15 protein-coding genes and 2 tRNA genes are annotated in these 18582 nt (G+C 41.4%); 12 read left to right on the forward strand and 5 right to left on the reverse strand.

Annotated elements, in window-relative coordinates; all coding sequences use genetic code 11:
• The 4 genes from HWQ43_RS29685 to HWQ43_RS29700 all read left to right on the forward strand — a co-directional run.
• Positions 1–194 (forward strand): hypothetical protein (locus HWQ43_RS29685; protein ID WP_292740335.1); only part of this gene is annotated, 194 nt, incomplete at its 5' end.
• A gap of 607 nt (positions 195–801) precedes the next feature.
• Positions 802–1854, forward strand: coding sequence for a permease (locus tag HWQ43_RS29690; protein WP_292740356.1), 1053 nt, complete (start codon positions 802–804; stop codon positions 1852–1854).
• A gap of 92 nt (positions 1855–1946) precedes the next feature.
• Positions 1947–2720, forward strand: coding sequence for a TIGR03943 family protein (locus tag HWQ43_RS29695; protein WP_292740337.1), 774 nt, complete (start codon positions 1947–1949; stop codon positions 2718–2720).
• 38 nt (positions 2721–2758) lie between these two features.
• Positions 2759–4255: an Ig-like domain-containing protein gene (locus tag HWQ43_RS29700; RefSeq protein WP_292740339.1), complete on the forward strand. Its 1497-nt coding sequence runs from the start codon at positions 2759–2761 to the stop codon at positions 4253–4255.
• A gap of 81 nt (positions 4256–4336) precedes the next feature.
• Here the strand turns inward: HWQ43_RS29700 and HWQ43_RS29705 are convergent, their stop codons facing one another.
• Positions 4337–4894 carry an ATP-binding protein gene (locus HWQ43_RS29705; protein ID WP_366932933.1) on the reverse strand — a complete coding sequence of 186 codons (558 nt, stop codon included), beginning with the start codon at positions 4892–4894 and terminating at the stop codon, positions 4337–4339.
• Between the two features lie 130 nt (positions 4895–5024).
• On the opposite strand from HWQ43_RS29705, the gene HWQ43_RS29710 reads away from it, so the two are divergent.
• Entirely contained in the window at positions 5025–5813 is a 789-nt protein-coding gene (locus tag HWQ43_RS29710; protein ID WP_292740341.1) for a response regulator, read from the forward strand.
• Between the two features lie 35 nt (positions 5814–5848).
• On the opposite strand, the gene HWQ43_RS29715 is transcribed toward HWQ43_RS29710, so the two are convergent.
• The 3 genes from HWQ43_RS29715 to HWQ43_RS29725 form a co-directional block, all read right to left on the reverse strand.
• Positions 5849–6640: a sulfite exporter TauE/SafE family protein gene (locus HWQ43_RS29715; RefSeq protein ID WP_292740343.1), complete on the reverse strand. Its 792-nt coding sequence runs from the start codon at positions 6638–6640 to the stop codon at positions 5849–5851.
• Between the two features lie 36 nt (positions 6641–6676).
• The gene (locus tag HWQ43_RS29720; RefSeq protein ID WP_292740344.1) at positions 6677–7963 is read right to left on the reverse strand and encodes a sulfite oxidase; all 1287 of its coding nucleotides are present in this window, start codon (positions 7961–7963) and stop codon (positions 6677–6679) included.
• Positions 7964–8099: 136 nt separating this feature from the next.
• Complete coding sequence (locus tag HWQ43_RS29725) at positions 8100–9554, reverse strand: aminotransferase class V-fold PLP-dependent enzyme (RefSeq protein WP_292740346.1); 1455 nt, start codon at positions 9552–9554, stop codon at positions 8100–8102.
• A 997-nt stretch (positions 9555–10551) separates the two neighbouring features.
• Between HWQ43_RS29725 and HWQ43_RS29730 the strand changes: the two genes are divergently transcribed.
• Complete coding sequence (locus tag HWQ43_RS29730) at positions 10552–12090, forward strand: hypothetical protein (protein ID WP_292740347.1); 1539 nt, start codon at positions 10552–10554, stop codon at positions 12088–12090.
• A gap of 52 nt (positions 12091–12142) precedes the next feature.
• Here the strand turns inward: HWQ43_RS29730 and HWQ43_RS29735 are convergent, their stop codons facing one another.
• Positions 12143–14317: a flavin-dependent dehydrogenase gene (locus tag HWQ43_RS29735; RefSeq protein WP_292740348.1), complete on the reverse strand. Its 2175-nt coding sequence runs from the start codon at positions 14315–14317 to the stop codon at positions 12143–12145.
• A 160-nt stretch (positions 14318–14477) separates the two neighbouring features.
• Here HWQ43_RS29735 and HWQ43_RS29740 point away from each other — a divergent pair, with 160 nt between their 5' ends.
• The 6 genes from HWQ43_RS29740 to HWQ43_RS29765 all read left to right on the forward strand — a co-directional run bounded on the left by HWQ43_RS29740 (position 14478) and on the right by HWQ43_RS29765 (position 18411).
• A complete protein-coding gene (locus tag HWQ43_RS29740; protein WP_292740349.1) occupies positions 14478–14711 on the forward strand; it encodes a hypothetical protein in 234 nt (77 codons plus the stop codon).
• A 490-nt stretch (positions 14712–15201) separates the two neighbouring features.
• Entirely contained in the window at positions 15202–16326 is a 1125-nt protein-coding gene (locus HWQ43_RS29745; RefSeq protein ID WP_292740351.1) for an alpha-hydroxy acid oxidase, read from the forward strand.
• 107 nt (positions 16327–16433) lie between these two features.
• A tRNA-Leu gene (locus HWQ43_RS29750) sits at positions 16434–16517 on the forward strand.
• A gap of 32 nt (positions 16518–16549) precedes the next feature.
• On the forward strand, positions 16550–16801 hold the full coding sequence (locus tag HWQ43_RS29755; protein ID WP_292740353.1) for a hypothetical protein: 252 nt from the start codon (positions 16550–16552) through the stop codon (positions 16799–16801).
• 489 nt (positions 16802–17290) lie between these two features.
• Positions 17291–18088 carry a WecB/TagA/CpsF family glycosyltransferase gene (locus HWQ43_RS29760; RefSeq protein WP_292740354.1) on the forward strand — a complete coding sequence of 266 codons (798 nt, stop codon included), beginning with the start codon at positions 17291–17293 and terminating at the stop codon, positions 18086–18088.
• Between the two features lie 251 nt (positions 18089–18339).
• Positions 18340–18411: transfer RNA gene (locus HWQ43_RS29765), tRNA-Gln, on the forward strand.
• Positions 18412–18582 lie beyond the last annotated feature (171 nt).

Below are 18582 nucleotides of genomic sequence, written 5' to 3' on the forward strand. Positions count from 1 at the left end.
TTGGAGTAGTTATGCCCGGACTGGATACCGGAATTCGCTACTCAACGAATCGCACAAGTCCGCTCGCTTACCATCACTATCCGTGTCACCCCACCCCGGTTTTGTCTAAAGCCAAAACCGCCCCTCCCCTTGGCAAGGGGAGGGGTTGGGGTGGGGTAAATCGTATGTGGGGCAAGCATTTGAGCTTAAGTTGACATCAATGGCAAGTCCTTGCGCCCCTACAAATCTATAAATAATTTGGGATAATTTATTTTTTGCAAGTCCCTAACGCCGAAAGATTTCCCCAATAATTTCCCGTATCTGCTAAACTTTGGTCTTGCCTTTTTAGAGTTTTTGTAGTAAAAAATCAACCAAAGCTCAGATCAAATTTTACTATAACTACTCAAAATCAATGATGGTAGCAACCAACAGCGATGTCTACGACGGGCTACACCTAGCCCAAATATTGAAGAACTGTGAATACTTGATGAAAATACAGCCGAACTAATATCTTATCCAGCAAATTACTGTAAGTATAAACATAGGTAATTTAAAATCATCTGTGCAGTTACTTGCCCTCTAAATCGGAACAATTTCTGAACTTAGACAATCTTAGAAATGGTCATTGTCAGTAAATGCACTCAGTTAAAAGTCACGAACTCGTGTGAAGCCAAGGTTTGTAGTGCTTAACCGCTATTTTGAAGATAGGATAACTTGCTACTTAAATGATGTTTAATTTTCCCGAACTGATTTTGATCCCCATTTCGATAGAATGACTAGGCAGAACCCTAAAACTAAAAACCGCTTTTGACTGCGACGCACATGAATCAACTGAACAATGGTTTTACGCTATTTCTAAGTCTGCTAGTCGAGGCGATGCCTTTTTTGCTTCTTGGGGTTTTATTCTCCAGTTTGCTGCTGTTTTTTGTTGATGAGCGCAAACTAGTAGAAAAAATGCCCAAAAATCCGCTGTTGGGTGCTTTAGTTGGCAGCATGATCGGCTTTTTGTTTCCGGTGTGTGAGTGCGGGAATGTACCGGTAGCGCGGCGATTCCTGATTCAAGGAGTACCCACACCAGTCGCAATTGGTTTTTTGCTAGCAGCACCAACAATTAACCCAGTTGTAATTTGGGCCACTTGGACAGCATTTCGAGATCAGCCAGAAATAGTAGTCTTACGAGTCGTATTTTCCCTAACAATTGCCACAATTATCGGATTTGTTTTCAGTTTTCAAAAGGACTTAAATCCCATAGTCCAACCTGCGATCGCTCGTTATATGAAGTTTAATCCAGCCGCGCAGCCTGAAACCAAACGCCGTGGTAAGCCTTACCAAGAACAACAGGAAGAAACAGTACCGAACCTGTTGCAATCCGGGACTTACATCTTAGGAGGAAAAGCAGGTATCCCTTTACGGATAGATCCTAATTTAGTACTGCCTACCTCAGTCTCTACTGCTGATAAACCGCTAGCAGCTAAACTGCGCCTAGTTGTGGATAATAGCATCCAAGAATTGCGGGAATTGGGCGGAGTGATGATTTTAGGAAGTGCGATCGCTGCTGCTATTCAAGTCCTAGCTCCCCGTGAATTAGTTCTCAGTTTGGGTGCTGGGCCTATTACCTCAATTGTGGTCATGCTGATATTAGCTGTAATAGTATCAATTTGTTCTACAGTCGATTCTTTCTTCGCCCTATCTTTTGCCTCAACCTTTAGCAGCGGTTCATTGTTGGCATTTCTGGTGTTTGGGCCAATGATTGACATCAAAAGTGTTGGTTTGATGTTATCTATTTTTAAACCCAAGACCATATTTTACTTATTTGCTTTAGCAGCACAATTGACATTTGTCTTCACTCTTTTCCTGAACTTGCACGTCTTTTAAGAAAATATTTGTCATTAGTCATCTGTCCTTTGTCCTTTCTCTAATGACTAATGACCAATGACTAATGACCAATGACTAATGACTAATGACTAATGACTAACAAAAATCCCAAATCTAAAATCCCAAATCTGTTACTCCCTTGGCTGGATGCTCTAGCAATTACGGCTTGGGGCATTTTGATGTTGAAATATTGGCTAACTAATAAGTTGAATCTGTTGATTCACCCAAATTACTTTTGGTTAGTGATTGTGACTGGTATCAGCTTCATCATTATTGGTTTGTTCAAGATGCAGGAACTTTGGCAACGGCCTCGCCGTGATGTGACGGCAAACACCCAGCATATTAGTTTATTTCGCCCTGGTTGGGGCAGTGGTTTATTGTTGACTACAGCAATTCTAGGTTTTATCGTTACACCACAAGTTTTTGCTAGTGACAAAGCACTCCAAAGGGGGGTGACGACTGATTTATTGGGAAGCACACGTGTCAAGCCCCAAGCTTTTCGCGCTACTGTTCGTCCAGAGGAGCGATCGCTTGTCGACTGGGTACGCACCGTCAATGTCTATCCTGAACCAGATACATATACAGGGCAAAAAGTCAAGGTGCAGGGATTTGTGATTCACCCGCCCGATATAGGAAAAGAATATTTGTTTTTAGCACGATTTGTCTTAAGTTGTTGTGCAGCAGATGCTTACCCTGTGGGATTGCCCGTCAAGCTACAAAATAATCAAGAGCTTTACTCTGCTGATACATGGCTAGAAGTAGAAGGACAAATGGTGACAGAAAATTTGGCAGGTAAACGCCAACTTACCATTGCCGCTAACTCTCTGAAAAAGATTCCTCAACCTCAAAATCCTTATAGTTATTAGTTATTTGTTGATGACAAATGACAAATGACAAATGACAAATGACTAAATCTAAAGCATTCCAACCACTGGATCGTATTGCGATCGCACTAATGTTACTGCTGAGTGTGCTGATTGGGTTAATCATCTTGCAAGGTGATGTGGTAACTGCTCGTGTCCGGGAATTTACCTGGCAAAATCAACAAATTGGGGCAGAAGATAATTCCTTCACCCTCACCTTCAGCCGCCCAATGGAAACAAAAAGTGTCGAAGATAACTTGAAAATCGAGCCGCCCCTAGCAGGTAAATTCAGTTGGGCAGGGCGGCGGATGGTTTATACACTGGTGACACCAGCACCTTATGGCACAAATTATAAAGTGCAGTTACAAGGAGCTAAAGATAAGTTTGCGGAGCAAGAAGGTAAAAATCGGCTGATACAGCCCTTTACAGGTAGCTTCCGTACACGCGATCGCGTTATCCTTTATATCGGAACCGACAAAGAAGAACAGGGACGATTAGTTCTTTACAACTTAACCCAAGAGCAAAAAAGGGTACTTACCCCCAAAGACCTGATAGTAATCGACTTTGAGTCATTTCCTGATGGGGAGAAAATTTTATTTTCTGCTCGCGCCGCAAACAATCAAGACTTACTTTCAGCCCAACTGTATACAGTGACAACAGGCGTTTCTGCTAAATCTGGACAAAAAGCAGAACCAGAAGGCAAAGTTGACCTGACTTTAGATAGTAAAGATTATCAAAACCTGAAATTTGACTTATCACCTGATGGGCAAACTATTGTCATCCAGCGGGGAAATAAAACTAATCCTGGTGATTTTGGACTATGGTTTATGCCAGCAACCAGTGATGCTTCAGCAGAAAAACCCACCCCGAAACGTCTAAAAAGCCAGCCAGGGGGAGATTTTATGGTGACACCAGATAGTAAAGCCGTAGCAGTTGCCCAAGGACAGGGAGCAGCGATTTTACCACTGCAAGGTGATGCCAGTAAACCTTTGGATTTTCTGCCGCAGTTTGGTTTGGTACAAGCTTTCTCCAAAGATGGCTCTCAAGCAGCGATGGTAAAGTTTAATACAGATTACACGCGGGATTTATTTTTGGTGACAAACCAAGGTATACAGAAACAGCTATTAAAAACAACAGGTTCAATTCTCAGTTGCCAATTTGACATCGCCTCACCTACCCTCTACTGCTTGCTAACACAGCTAGTATCCAAGGAACAATACATAGAGCAGCCTTATGTGGTGGCAATTGATTTGAAAACTGGGCAACAGAAACCACTTTTAGTACTGCCTCCCGCTCAACGGAATGTGCAAATGAGTTTATCTGCCGACGGTTTGGGCTTGTTATTTGACCAAGTAGTACCGCAGACAAATCCCCCAGCATCATTACCGACAAACACTTTGAAAACTGATGATGGAGATGTTATTGCTACCAGTAGCCTGTGGTTAATGCCTCTGTTGCCCATTGCTGATGCTGCAACTGTTGAAATTAGACCAGAACAACTCCCCTTAGCCGGATTTCATCCCCGATGGCTACCTTGAGAGAATAAATTTGTAATGACGCTCAATGACTTGCTAATGTAATTTGTATGGGAGTAGTAGCAAATGACAGGCTTGCTGCTCCTACCCATTTTTAGCTTTCACAGGAATCTTAATCACAAATTCTGTTCCTTGCCCTAGAGCAGAAATACAGCCAATTTGTCCCCCATGTTTTTCGACTATAATCTGATAACTGATGGATAAACCTAAAGCCGTACCTTTACCCACGGGTTTAGTAGTAAAAAAAGGATCAAATAATCTTGCACGCACTTTTTCATTCATCCCAGAGGCATTATCAGCAATGCTTATTGCTACCCACTTTCGATCAATTACCTCAGTGCGAATGCGAATTGTTGGTAATAGGTAATTAGATTTTTCTATTTGACTATTACCTATAAACCTTGTTTTATTACTATCTTGTAATGCATCAATGGCATTAACAAGCATATTCATAAAAACCTGATTAAGTTGAGCCGGATAGCATTCTACTAAAGGCAATTGACTATATTCTTTAATAACTTGAATTTCTGTATATTTATCTCTAGCTTGTAACTGGTGTTCTAAAAAAATTAAAGTACTATCAATGTAGAATCTGTCAGCACCACAGATGATTCGCAGTAAGAAGTAAGGATGATGCGGCAATCCTTAGAAAGAACATAACACTAATTTGGGTTATACCAGTACTACTTGTAAAAATTTGGACAGTTTACAAGGGAAGTAGTGCATGAAAGTTCGTAAAATAATATTCGATATGTAACAAGCCAATAGTTTTATGGAAAATTTTATAACAAACATTAATCGGATTCTTATTGTAGAAGATGAATTTATCCTTGCAATGAACTTAAAAGAAAATTTAGAGTGTCTTGGATACACTGTTGTAGATATTGTAGATTCGGGAGAAACAGCAATTGAGAAAGCAACCGAGTTTCGCCCAGATTTAGTTTTAATGGATATTAAACTGGCGTGCGAAATGGATGGTATTCAAGCGGCGAGAGAAATTTGGACTTGTCTCCAAATACCTTTTGTTTATGTTACAGCATACTCCGATCAAAGTACTGTAGAAAGGGCAACATTAACATTCACTTTTGGTTACATTTTAAAACCTGTTAGTCAGGAAGACCTATATGTTGCTATTCAAACAGCACTCAATATTATTAAACATAAACAAGCAGAAGTAATATTATGCAAAGCGTATGAAGAATTAAAAATGAAGGTTAAAGACTATACTACAAAGCTGGCTTTTGTTAATGATGAATTAAAGCTAGAAGTTACAAAATTCCATCAAATGAAGTCAGAAATATCCACAGATGAGGAGTTAATATCTACCAATAGAAAGCCTACTTCTTCATTAACATCACGCCAGCTTGAAATCCTTAAATTTATTGCAGAAGGACTTTCCACAAAAGAGATTGCAGAGCTATTAAACATCAGTACTAAAACAGTCGAATCACATCGATTACAATTAATGAAAAGACTTAACATTTATGATGTTGTCGGTCTAGTACGCTATGCAGTTAATGTAAAATTAGTAAATTTTGATAGCAAAAATTATGCAGATTAGCTCAATATAGCAGTCGCTCACGGGAAAAATCGCAATTATAAATTAGTAATTATTTGTTGATAATTTGTCCAAGCTTCCCAAAAAATATAGATTGATAGTATTCCTAAGAACATACGAAGCACTAAACTAACGGTATTATCTGGTAATTTTGGCAATGTGCGAGTACTCATCTGAACGCCTAAAAGACCGCCACATCCCAAAACTATACCTTGAACAAACAGAATATTTCCCTCTAATGTGTGTCCTGTGCAGGCAGCTAAACCAGTAATGACAATTACGCCCAAACTAGTTTGAATTGCTACTTTAATTTCTTCTCCCAGTAATAACATTTGCAGCGGCACCATAATCGTACCACCACCTAAGCCGAATAAACCTGCTAAAATTCCTGCTGCGCCCCCAGTGCCAATTTTAGAAACTAATGGGTTGAATATTGGGGCTATATCCTCTTTTTTCTGGAAGGACAGTTGCTTGCGAAGCTCAATCAGATAGATATTAGCAAGTAGTATGATGCCAAATGTAAATAGTATTATATAAGATGGAATTTTATTGGCAAAATATACACCTATTCCAGTAGTTAAAAAAGCTGGGATTCCTAAATAAATTACTCGTTTAAAGTCAAAGTAACCCATCCACCAATTTTGCAAACTTCCAGAGATTGAAGTAATCACAATAGCAAGGCTACTAGTAGCGATCGCCTGAACGGGAGTATAACCTAGTGTGACTAAAAGAGGAATTGTGATAATACCGCCACCTATTCCTAAAAGTCCAGCTATGACTCCAGATATTAAACCCCCACTCACTAAAATCAACCAACTAAAATCAATCATAAATAATTCTTTTTCTAGATAACTGACTTGGTGTGATTAACCTTGTACTGTCACTGGATGGCTAACAACACCTCCGTAAAGCAATCCAGAGTCATTCCACGGAACTGTACTCGGTTGTGTATTACCTAAATTGTCAGTAGCACGAGCCTGGAGAAAATATTCCCCAGGAAGCGGGTTCCATTCAATGTCCCAGCGTACCCACGCAAATGGAAAATTTGGTTCTCTCAGTCGTGCAAATTGCCAAGTTTTACCACCATCCAGGCTGACTTCTACACGGAGAATCTTTCCTTTCCCAGACCAAGAACGTCCACGTAGTAAGTGGGTTTTAGCAGAAAGCGTAGCTGGCCAAGCCAACTCAAAAGCGCTCTTAACATTTTGATAGGTAATCAGCTTACCTTTATATGGTGCGATCGCTGGGTAATCTGCACCAACTAGCACCATTTGCTCCGTTACCCACTGCGTATATATCGGTGTTTCAGAAACCTCAATTCGCTCAATCCATTTAACATTGGCGTTTCCTCCCCAACCAGGGAATAAGACACGGCACGGCTGACCATGATCTGGAGGTAATGGTTCTCCGTTCATTGCGTAGACGACAAGCGAGTTATCTGCTAATGCTTTGCTAATTGGAACTACACTGCTGAACTTGGATTTATTTGTCTCCTTTGAGTCCAGCGAATCCACATCTGCACCCTCAACGAGTACATCTTTTGCTGTGGATTTCAATCCAGCTCGTTCTAATAACATAGCAAGTGGTACACCAGTCCACTCAGCCACACCAATAGCCCCAAGTCTCCAAGGTGTTCCAGGGAGTGGTGTGTTGTCAGCTTCTTCAAAGAAGCGCCGACCATTGGCAGCACACTCAATGGCACAAGTGATTGAGATGGATGGCATGGCGATGATTTGATCGTAGGTAAATTCGCAAGGCGCAGAAACGCCAGTTCCATGAATTTGCAAACGCCATGTAGATGGGTCAAAGGTCGGTGGTGCGCTGCGGTTGTGAACATAGAACCAATCATTTGGTACTAAATAGCCACGCCCATACATCGCTTCCCAGTTCATCTCTAATGTGCCTTTGCTGTGAGAGATGTACCCTGGTGGCAATGGCTTAAGTATTTTGCTGCCTTTAGTTTTAATAGCTGTCTGACTGTGAGCAGGCGCAGGTTTAGCTAACCCCCCGATGGCTGTTGCACCAACCATAGTGGCAAGTATTTTCAGAAAGCGCTGGCGCGAAATACCCGCATCTGTACTTTTTTGCCAAATGCACTGTTCAACCCGTGCTTGTAAATAATTCTCTTGGTCAAAGAGGTTTTCATCGCTCAAGCTATTACCCCCTTTTAATTTGTAATTCGTAATTCGTAATTCGTAATTAAGACACAACCTTTGTTTGGATTGACTGGTTCCCAGCCTTCAGGCTGGGAACGAGATAAATAAGCAATGACACAATGCCCTGAAAAAACTAGCTGTTTATCGCTGTCCAAACACCAGTTATCTGATCTTGTGTGTAGTTGGGCAAATAGTGAGCCAATCCGTTTTTAGCTATTTGAGCGATCGCATTTATAAAGCGATCGCAATCTTCTAATGTATTATATACAGCAAAGCTGGCTCGGATAATACTAGGAATGTTCCGTGTGATTCCTCTATCTACTTCCTGAGCAATCTCACAGTCTTGCTCGTCTGAAACATTCTTGAGTTTGCGAATATATTCATAAGTGCAGAAAGCCCCAGCCCGAACGCCAATGCCATATTCTTGTGCCAGAATTTCTGCTACTAAGCGTCCGTCAAATCCATCAATATCAAAGGGAATAACATGGGCTAAGTTATCTCCGAGAATATGTATTTTGACACCAGAAATTAGCCCAAGCCGTGTATATGTGAATTCAACTAGAGAGTGTTCATACTGAGCAATGCGATCGCGCCCTACTGCTTCGATAATTTCAATCGCCTTGGCAATAGCGATCGCACCCATTGCGTTTGGTGTTCCGGGGTCATGGGCCCGTTCTGTATAAAAACGCTTGATCTCTAGGTTTCTGGTGATATAAGGCAGGTTTCCACCCCCAATTTGATAAGGGTAGGAACTATCAAAAAATTCCTTGGGTCCCAGCAAAACCCCGGTTCCATAAGGGGCATACATCTTGTGTCCAGAGAAAGCTACAAAATCTAAATGACATGGGTCATCATCAGCACGCATATCAACTCGTTCATGCTGAATTAACTGACACACGTCGGCAAATATCTTCGCACCATACCGATGTGCTAAAGCTGCAATTTCGTAAATTGGGGGTCTGTAACCTGTAATTGTCGAAGCACCTGTAATAGTTACTAACTTAATTTGCTCGGCTTCGGGGAGATTTTGGTGTGCTTTGAAAATATCTTCAATTTCTGCGACATTTACACTTCCATCGGGCTGCGTTCTGTACTGCACAACTTCGTCTCTAGTAACCCAAGGCAGCAGGTTAGATGAATGCTCAATATCAGACACTAAGATTTTCCCAGGTTTTTTTGCCCAAAGTGTGGCAGCTCCATTAATTGCTTCTGTTGTATTCTTCGCAAAGATTACATAGTTGTCTGAAGATGACCCGACAAAATCCCGAATAATGTTCCGACTAGCGTCATATTCTCGTGTAGTGATGATGGATTTTTGCCCAGAACCTCGATGTACGCTGCCATACGTGTCAAGCATTTCGTTCACGTACTGCTTGAGGGTTGCAAAGGGTGTGGTTGTAGCTCCATTATCTAAGTTGACGTACTTGACATAATTTCCGTTAAGAGTTTTCACCTTGAACGATAGAGACTCATCTGTAAATAACGGTCTGATTTCTTTGTCCCAAAAGCTGTCACAATTTTCTATAAACAGCGGTAACTTAGCAGTCTCTTGCTTGATATTTGCGCCCATTGCAAGTACATCACTCATCTTTAGCACCCCGATTTTAAATTTTGATTTTTTTGAAAAAGCCTAACTGCCACAACACTTTTTAGTAGTCAGTAACTGTGGTCTTTATAATTACTTTATTCCTAGTAGAAAACTCGGTTACTACAATTATTCTTTAATAAAATAATTAAAAATGATAGCCGTGTTAATACTTAATTTAAATGTTTATATCGTAAATCAATATACTATGTAAATAATATTGTTAAGTAGCTAAGTATACTTTAAGCGATTTTATTCTAGTCATTAAACAAACTTGACGTATTGAAGATAAGTTGATCGAAAAGCTTATGACTAATAAAACCTGTAATTGCTTACTGACAATGTATTTATCGAGAAAAAAACCCTCACTAAGTTGAGATTACTCTTTAAAAAAGTTTTATTATTTTACCTAGAAACATTGTTACTTCTTTAACAATACTTTATAAGTATTTACTCGTATTATTCAGGATCTCTTAACATTGCAGTGATAGCGAAAGCGCTTAGTTGTTTGCTGACATTAAATAGCGATCGCTTAGGATTAGAGAATTATCATTGAAGAGTAGATACTTGTACGGACATCTATATTTAAGTACTAAATAAGGCATTACAAAATGTATTTCCGAAGACAATCATAATTTATCTCTTAAGACAGATGTGATTATAAAAAATAAAGTATAGGGTGAGGCAGTTTTTTCATGCAAAAAACTTCATCAGCTAGCTAATACAGTTTAATTTTTAACGTATCGGGTTTCTCCTCTCTCCCACCTATCCTCAAAGGCGGCCAGAGTTCCCCTTCTACCTCTTCTTGACGGGGCAGAGCATCATAGTGTTATAACGGCATCAGTCTAGATACAAAATGGGGAACACCAATTGATGATTAATTGCTGGTGCTTGGAGAGAGTTAAACTTAGCTTCTAGAGCAAACCCTGATTAGACAGAGTTTATAAGCAATGCTAATGCCAGCGCTGCTGAATATTTTTAAGCAGGTGAGTCAAGAGTGATGAATGAAGCTGACACCTCAAACAAGGGGGCTGTGATGGAATCCCTAAATTCTGCTAATTCGCCACAATCAGAACAGGCGAGTTGTCCCTTTTACTCAGTTGTGCCTAATGACAATATGACAGTTAAAAAACTGCCACTCCTCATGCCAGCTGAAGATACACAATTTTCACGAGATACCGCCCAGCAGGACTGGGTTGCAGAGCCTGAAAGCGGCAAACAAGCACTTATTGACTCGGAATTTCAGAACCTGCTGGCATTGAACGAAGAATTACGTGCGGCAAACAATAATTTGTATGCACAAGTGGAGCAGCTAAAAGACAACCTAGCTGAGTCAGAAAAGGTTTTGCAGTGGCAGAAAACGCGTTCTAGCGTTAGTGAGTCGATGCTCAACCAACACACTCAGGAATTAGCTGCGGCTCAAGAACAGATAAAGTCTTTATTTCAACAATTAGAAACTGCTGTACAAACTGTTCAACGTCAGGAAATTTTCACTGATACTTATAAAGCACAGTTACAAATTAGCCAACAACGCCTGGCCCAGTTAGAGCGAGAATGTACGTTGCTACACACTAATAACAACGAACAATCTCAGCAGCTATTGCAGTCCGAAAATGTTTGTCGGGAGTTACGTACTAGACTGATGCGACAACAACGCCAGACGCTGCAATTCAAAGCAGCTTTGGAAAAATGTCTAGATACCTCGGTTCCTAGCTATGACTCCTTAGAGGATGCTGCAAAACATCCTAAAGATATAACTAGTAGCCAAGGAAGATTTTCTAGAAAAGCTCGGTCTTTGTTTCCTAACGCACAGCCAATTCAACCTTGGTCAGCAGAAGAAGAATCCCTGAGTAACGAAGATAATTCTTGGGGTGAACCCTCAGCACCAATCCCATTCCAAAGAAATGAAGGCTCTGCAACGCCGCCATCATCTCCTTGGAATTGGACAGTTAAGAAAGAAACGCCAACACCAACACAACCCAGCCCATCTCCTGAAGTTGATGATTCTCCAGATACAACTGAAGTGGTTTCACCTTCGGGTTCATCAAATTTAGATCAGCAATTAGATAGTCTAATCCAAATGTTTTTCACCTCCCAGCCTGCATCTACATCACCAACCCCTACTGCGAAAGCGGATGTTAGTAATGCCCCTATTTGGGAGACTTTAGCAACAATTTTAGAAGACGATAAGGAACTAGAAAATCCACAGGAGGGACATTTGGAAGCAGAAATTAATCCTCCTGCAACTACCTCTACTTCTTGGAGGATGGATTCTGTGCTTTCACCAGCCAATAACTTATCGGTTTCCTCCACTCCATCTCACACCGAAACGCCTGTTGGAGAAACTGAAGACTACTGGTCAGAAGTTTCACAATTGACACAGTTGGAATTGTCAGCAAGTGATTTTTCCTCAGACTCATTAGGTGATAACACCAATGATGACAATTCACCTTCACCAGTAGTTTATCCCCAGCGTCCACCCAAGGGGCGTAAGTCATTGGCATCTGTAGAACTGCCGAATTTTCGCCCTAAGAGTTAGGAATTAGTTGTCATTAGTCATTTGTCTAATACTAATGACCAATGACTAATGACTAATTCAGAATTCTTGCTTCTGACTTCGGAATTATGGCTTCTGAGTTGGATTTTGCCACCTGACTGCGCGATCGCGGTTTGCCTGTGGCGATCACATAATTAATCGCCAATAACCACAGCCACAAGCCTGGATTACGAGGTTCTAGCCAAAAACCTACCCGGTTTAAGAAGCGCCCAAACCACGGACTTAGTAAAGCACTAATCAGGGCATGACGACCGAAGTTGAAATAACTACCAAGCCATCGCCCTAAATCTCTAGGGCCAGCGAGTTCCCAAATCCATAAAAGCAAGGCAGGATTTTTTCTAGCAGCTTTGAGTGCTAGGCGGTTAAAGGTTAACCAATCACACCGATCTTTGATGAAGTTATCTGCCACCTCTGGCGGTTCGTCTGCTAACAGCCCAAAGAAGGTGTTGAGCATGGAGTTAATCCGCTGCGGCGGTAAAAATTTCCCTGTGGGAACCATCATGCCTTTGGAAAAGAGCCAAGTCACGGAAACGTTGCTTTGGTAGGCGCGAATTTGGTTCAAGTGGCGGAAACTCAACAAGTCATGTTTGAGGGCAGTATCCAACAGCGTTGTTAAGCGCTCTAAGTTGCGAACTAGGGAACCAAAACCGGTGAAAACGAGGGGAGACTGGAGTGATGCTGCATCACCGATCGCAATCAATCGATCGAAGGCAACTGTGCGATCGCGACTTCCCACACTAAAATGCCCTGGTATATACCCAAATGTCGGCTTCTTCCACACTAATTTGTCCATATCGCACCTGCGATACTCTGGCAAAATTGTGAAAAAGTCCTCGTACATTTCCAGTAAAGAACCAGGATTTTCCGCATTGACTTCGTGGTAATGAAATAAATAAATCGTCAGTTCCTCATCTGCTGCGGGAAACAATTCCCAAATCAACTGCCTTCCCCGCGAAATATCCCCATGACTGTAAAGAACGTCGCCATATTGGGAATCCCATACTCCCGGCTCAAATCCGCTCTCAATTGCTGCTCCCACTGTCGGACAGACACTATCAAAGGCACGACCACCGTTTAATTGCCAAGCGATGGGTGAGGCAGTTCCCATTGCATCTATTAGCAGTCGTCCACTTACTTGCTTCTCAATTTGACTGGGCAAGTGCTTGACTTGCAAAACTACCTGTGATATATCAATATCTGCACGGATAAATTCTGTTTCATCCCAAATTTCACCGCCTGCCGCTTGCAGTTTTTGCCCACACATTTGGAGCCATTTTTCGGAATCCAAGCCTAAATTTAGGACTGTGGGTGTGTGGAGGACGGGCGATCGCAGTTTGGCTGGATTATTAGCATCAAAAAACTTATTGAATCCATCTTTGTATTCCCTGGCAATGATGGTTTCTAACTCAGCGGGGGTGACTAAACCCAAGTTAACCAAGCTTTGAATCTCGTCGCGCGAAATATTCCATTCTCGGTTCATCCGCCCAAAGGGCATTCGTTCCACCAGCAAGACTTTATATCCGAGTTTTGCCATCAGTGCTGCATGGATTGCGCCTAATGCGCCACCAATGTAGATGATGTCGTACTGGGTATGGGACACAAGAGGCAGAGGGGAAAGACTTTCTGCAACTTCTCCCCTGCTCCCCTGCTCCCCTGCTCCCCTGCTCCTCTGCTCCCCCGCTCCTCTGCTCCCCGGCGAAAACACCACTTGACGCGGCTGCTGCGGATTCCGCACCCCTTCGCGCCATCGTTTTTCCCACCAATAGGCACGAGTTAGGTCATATTCACCGTTAGGCATTTTCTGAAAATACTTGACGGTAAGGGGGTAAGTAGAAGCTAGTGCGGCAAATATTGATTGCTGGGATAAATCAATTGTTGGCGGTTCTAGGTAATGATGCGGAAAACGGCTTCTGATTTCCTTGGTCAAGCGTTGCAGAATTTGTCCTTCACTGGGAAAAGGTTGTTCTGCCCAGCGAAACACTTTCAGATAGGTAGTTCGTTGCACCGACCAGACAAATACCGAAAGTTCTGTAGGCAAGTTTTCGGAAAGACTCACTTCAGCAGGTGTAGTAGCACTGGGTATTTGAAGGCGAAAGCCTTCCGAGGTAAACACTTTTTCTCCATTTCCAGGTTCAAAATCTGTTTGTAACCAACTACGCACAGTTTCTGTTTCTGGAGTTGGAACTTCTAAATAAAGGATTTCTTTCATATTTTCCTGACATCTCCCATCAATCTACTCACTAAGACAGATTTTCTTAAAGCACAAAGTAAGGTATAATGCGCCCTATTAGTTTCATAAAGATTCAGTGAAGAAATTTTAAGAGTTTGTCAAATTTATTGTTCATTTTGTATTTCTGTAAACCCACGCCATGAATTATCCCATTCCAGACAGTCCCCAAGAAATTATTGCCCTACGACAACAGCCGATTGATGAAGAACTAGTTGCCAGTGCGATCGCTGGAGTAATTAAAATTGTCCGCGCTCAGGGTCAATCTTTGGAAGAGTTAACCGCTCAGTTGTTAGCAGAAGATCCACTGCTGGATCAGCAACAACGTCGCTGGTTAAGCCAATTAGTTGCCCAATCCTGGGAAAAGTTCTCCTAAAATCTTGCATGAGATGAAGTTTTGGTCGCAGCATTAGATTTCTAGGTCTGTACTAAATGTTGGCGATGCCTGCGGTGGGCTGCGCCTAAGCATTTTCGGTATAGGAGTAATAATAATGGTCAGTATGGGATTGGCAATTGGGTTGATATTTTTGCGTTCATGGCACAGAAGCCATTAAATTAACCATATCAGCGTTTTACGTTGCTTATGAATTTTACAATGTTCTGAAACAGAAAGACCTCTACTTCGCGCCAGAGGTCTTTCTGTTTGAGAGCAATCTTCATGCTGTTTGAGCAACGCCTCGGCACATAATTTTGTTGAGCGATCGCTAACTAAGTGAGTAGAAATAAATACAACTGTCCTACAAAAAATAAATATATTTGAAAGCCTTGACAATGAATAATCGTAGTCAGCGACTCTAGCCATTTAAAATCTTATGCAGAGCGATAAATCGCTCACTACGAACAAAAGTTTTATCTTAGATTTAATTATGTCTACCGACTTATCCACTGACGATCACTTTCAACCCATTAACCTTTTTGAGTACGAAAAGCTAGCAAAAGAATATCTGTCTCAAACGACACTTGATTACTACAGTAGTGGTGCTTGGGACGAAATCACATTGCGAGATAATCGTGCTGCCTTTGAGCGAGTCAAACTGCGACCTCGGATATTAGTCGATGTAAGCGATCGCAATCTAAATACCTCCATTTTAGGACAACCCTTGCAACTACCTTTGTTAATTGCACCGATGGCTTTTCAATGTCTAGCCCATCCAGACGGAGAAGTTGCCACGGCTCTAGCTGCTGCATCAGCTGGTGTGGGTATGGTGTTAAGTACAATGGCAACAAAGAGTATTGAAGAAGTGGCGACTGCATGTAATCAGTTTCCCGATTCTCTGCGGTGGTTCCAGCTTTACATCCATAAAGACCGGGGATTAACTCGTGCTTTGGTAGAAAAAGCCTATACAGCAGGCTATAAAGCACTTTGTCTAACTGTAGATGCACCCGTTCTCGGACAGCGTGAGAGAGATAGACGTAATGAGTTTGCCTTACCCCAAGACTTACATCTGGCTAATCTTGCTAGTATCTCAGGACTAGATATTTACCATGAAAAAGGTGAATCTGGATTATTTACCTACTTTGCCCAACAGCTAAACCCAGCAGTCACTTGGGACGATTTGGAATGGTTGCAGTCTTTATCTCCACTACCTTTAGTTATCAAAGGAGTTTTACGTCCAGATGATGCTGTGCGGGCTGTAGAATATGGAGCCAAAGCAATTGTTGTTTCTAATCATGGTGGTAGACAACTCGATGGTGCGATCGCTTCTTTAGATGCCCTCGCTGAAATAGTAGCCGCAGTGGATAGTAAAGTAGAAGTGGTGTTAGATGGAGGCATTCGTAGAGGCACAGACATTCTCAAAGCCCTGGCATTAGGAGCAAAAGCAGTACTAATCGGACGACCTATTTTGTGGGGACTAGCGGTAGCAGGACAAATCGGCGTATCTCATGTCATCTCACTGCTACAAGATGAGTTAAATTTGGGAATGGCCCTTAGCGGCTGTGCCAAAATACAGGATATTGACCCTAGTTTATTGACCCTGCCACGCCTTTAAGCCGGAAAACTGTTAAAAATTTGATTCCAGCAAAACTTTGAGAAATAATTTTCAGACTTGTTACAAAATCTCTTTATTTAGAGTATACTAGTTAAGGTTACATATAAGGGCGGGTGGCGGAATTGGTAGACGCACCACACTCAAAATGTGGCGGCCTTACGGTCATAGGAGTTCGATTCTCCTCCTGCCCACTACCAAAGCAGTGATAAAGAGGTTAAAACTTATGCGCCTGAAAAGATGGGAATCTCCCCGTAAAGAAGGCAGAAATGATAAAGGTAGAGGCGGTTCTGCTAGGAAGCGTCAACTGAAAAAACAAAGGCAAATGTTACGCCAAAGACTTAAAGAAAGTAACAAGCCAGACAATAACAAAAATGAAAGAGCAGGGAAAGATAAATTTATCTTTCCCTTATTTTTTGGGCTTTTATTTCAGAAAAAAATAAAATTTAGAGATTTTTCAATACAGAGAGTAAATTAAATCTGTCTGTAATAAATTTGGAAATAATAATAAAAAATTATTAACCATTAAAATATACTAATTTTAATTCAACCTCTTAAGCGCATATTTACGTATAAAAACGGCAGACTAAGTGGCTAGCATTTTACATTACCTACTCAAGTATTAAGTAGTATATACTACTTGTTGTGCAGCATCTCTCTAAGAATTTATCGCAATTGTAATGCTTGGATGAACTAACTAAAAATTAATTATGAAGGAAGTATGAATTTTGTCAAGCAGTGTCTGAAATCCTTAACATAAAACAGTAAGCTAGGACACAACAGCAAATAATTCTAGTATTACCGATTAAGCCAAAAGTATACTAAAAAGGCAATTGCACCTCCACGTGTTAACTTCCAACAATGACACAAGCCTACAAAAAGTCATGAGTCATCCAATCCGAATATTAAATAATTTGGATTGGTCTAGGTAATCTATGAATTGTTTTATTGGATACAGGAGTTATTGATGGTGGCGAGAGTGCTTCTACCTACTAAAAAAGTGCTTGATTTTCCTATTACTGCTTTACGGTTTGACGAGCAGATACAAACAATACTGAAGTGGGCGAGTAGGCGTGAGAGTAAAACTGTATATGTAGCCAATGTACACATGCTCATTGAAGCCCATTGGAATCCAGAATTTGCCACCGTATTGCGAAATGCAGATGTAGTTACTCCTGATGGTATGCCTCTGGTGTGGATGATGCGAAAAATGGGAGCGCTTTACCAAGACCGTGTGGCAGGGATGGATATTTTTCTCGCATTGTGTCAGCTAACTCAAACACAAAATCTGAGCATTTTCTTTGTAGGTTCTCAAACAGAAATTCTGTCTAGGATGCAAAACAGGTTAGAGAAGGAATTTCCGCAGATAAAGATTGCGGCAATGGAACCCCTACCCTTTCGTCCCCTAACTGAAATTGAAGACGAAGCCTTGGTTCAAAAGATTAACTCTAGTGGCGCTAGTGCTGTTTTAGTGTCATTGGGATGTCCCAAACAAGAAAATTGGATAGCTCAACATAAGGGCAAGATACAAGCTGTAATGATTGGACTGGGTGGAGTTTTCCCAGTTTATGCCGGAATTCATAAGCGGGCACCCCGCATAGTTCGAGACTTAGGGCTTGAATGGCTGTATCGATGGATTCAAGAACCACGCCGACTTTGCGGCCGCTATGCGAAGACTATTCCACTCTTTATATGGCTGGCTACTAAGCAACTACTATCATCAAGTCGGATTGCAGCGGTCTTCCTTCACGAGGCTGGGGATTAAAGAAAAATAAATAGGTAAGACAGACTCTAAGCAGTTCATCATCAAGGAAAACAGGTTTTAGATGCTCGAAAAATAATTTTATGCCTGAAGCCCGAAGATGCAAGAGTTCACCTCAAAATGATGAAACAAGTAAACTGCCAAGATTCCCACCAATCAATGTCCTGCTGTAAAAATGCATTATCTAAAATCAACTATTAAAGTACTTGACATTAACCCCGGACTAAGTGTTATATTAGCTATAGTGAAATTGTTGGGGCGTCGCCAAGTGGTAAGGCAGCGGGTTTTGGTCTCGCCATCCCTGGGTTCGAATCCTAGCGCCCCAGTTAATCTAAAGACAGACTATAATGCCTGTATTTAGATTTTTTAATTGCATTTTTAAGATGTGTCTCAATGCATATAATTCTGTAAATTTTACTTGAACCTATCCCACTAATAATATTTTGTTAATCCAGATATGAATTGTAGCAAGGTCAATGAATGCGTCAAAGTAAACT

This window comes from Nostoc sp. JL31, assembly GCF_017114965.1.
Classification (GTDB): domain Bacteria; phylum Cyanobacteriota; class Cyanobacteriia; order Cyanobacteriales; family Nostocaceae; genus Nostoc; species Nostoc punctiforme_A.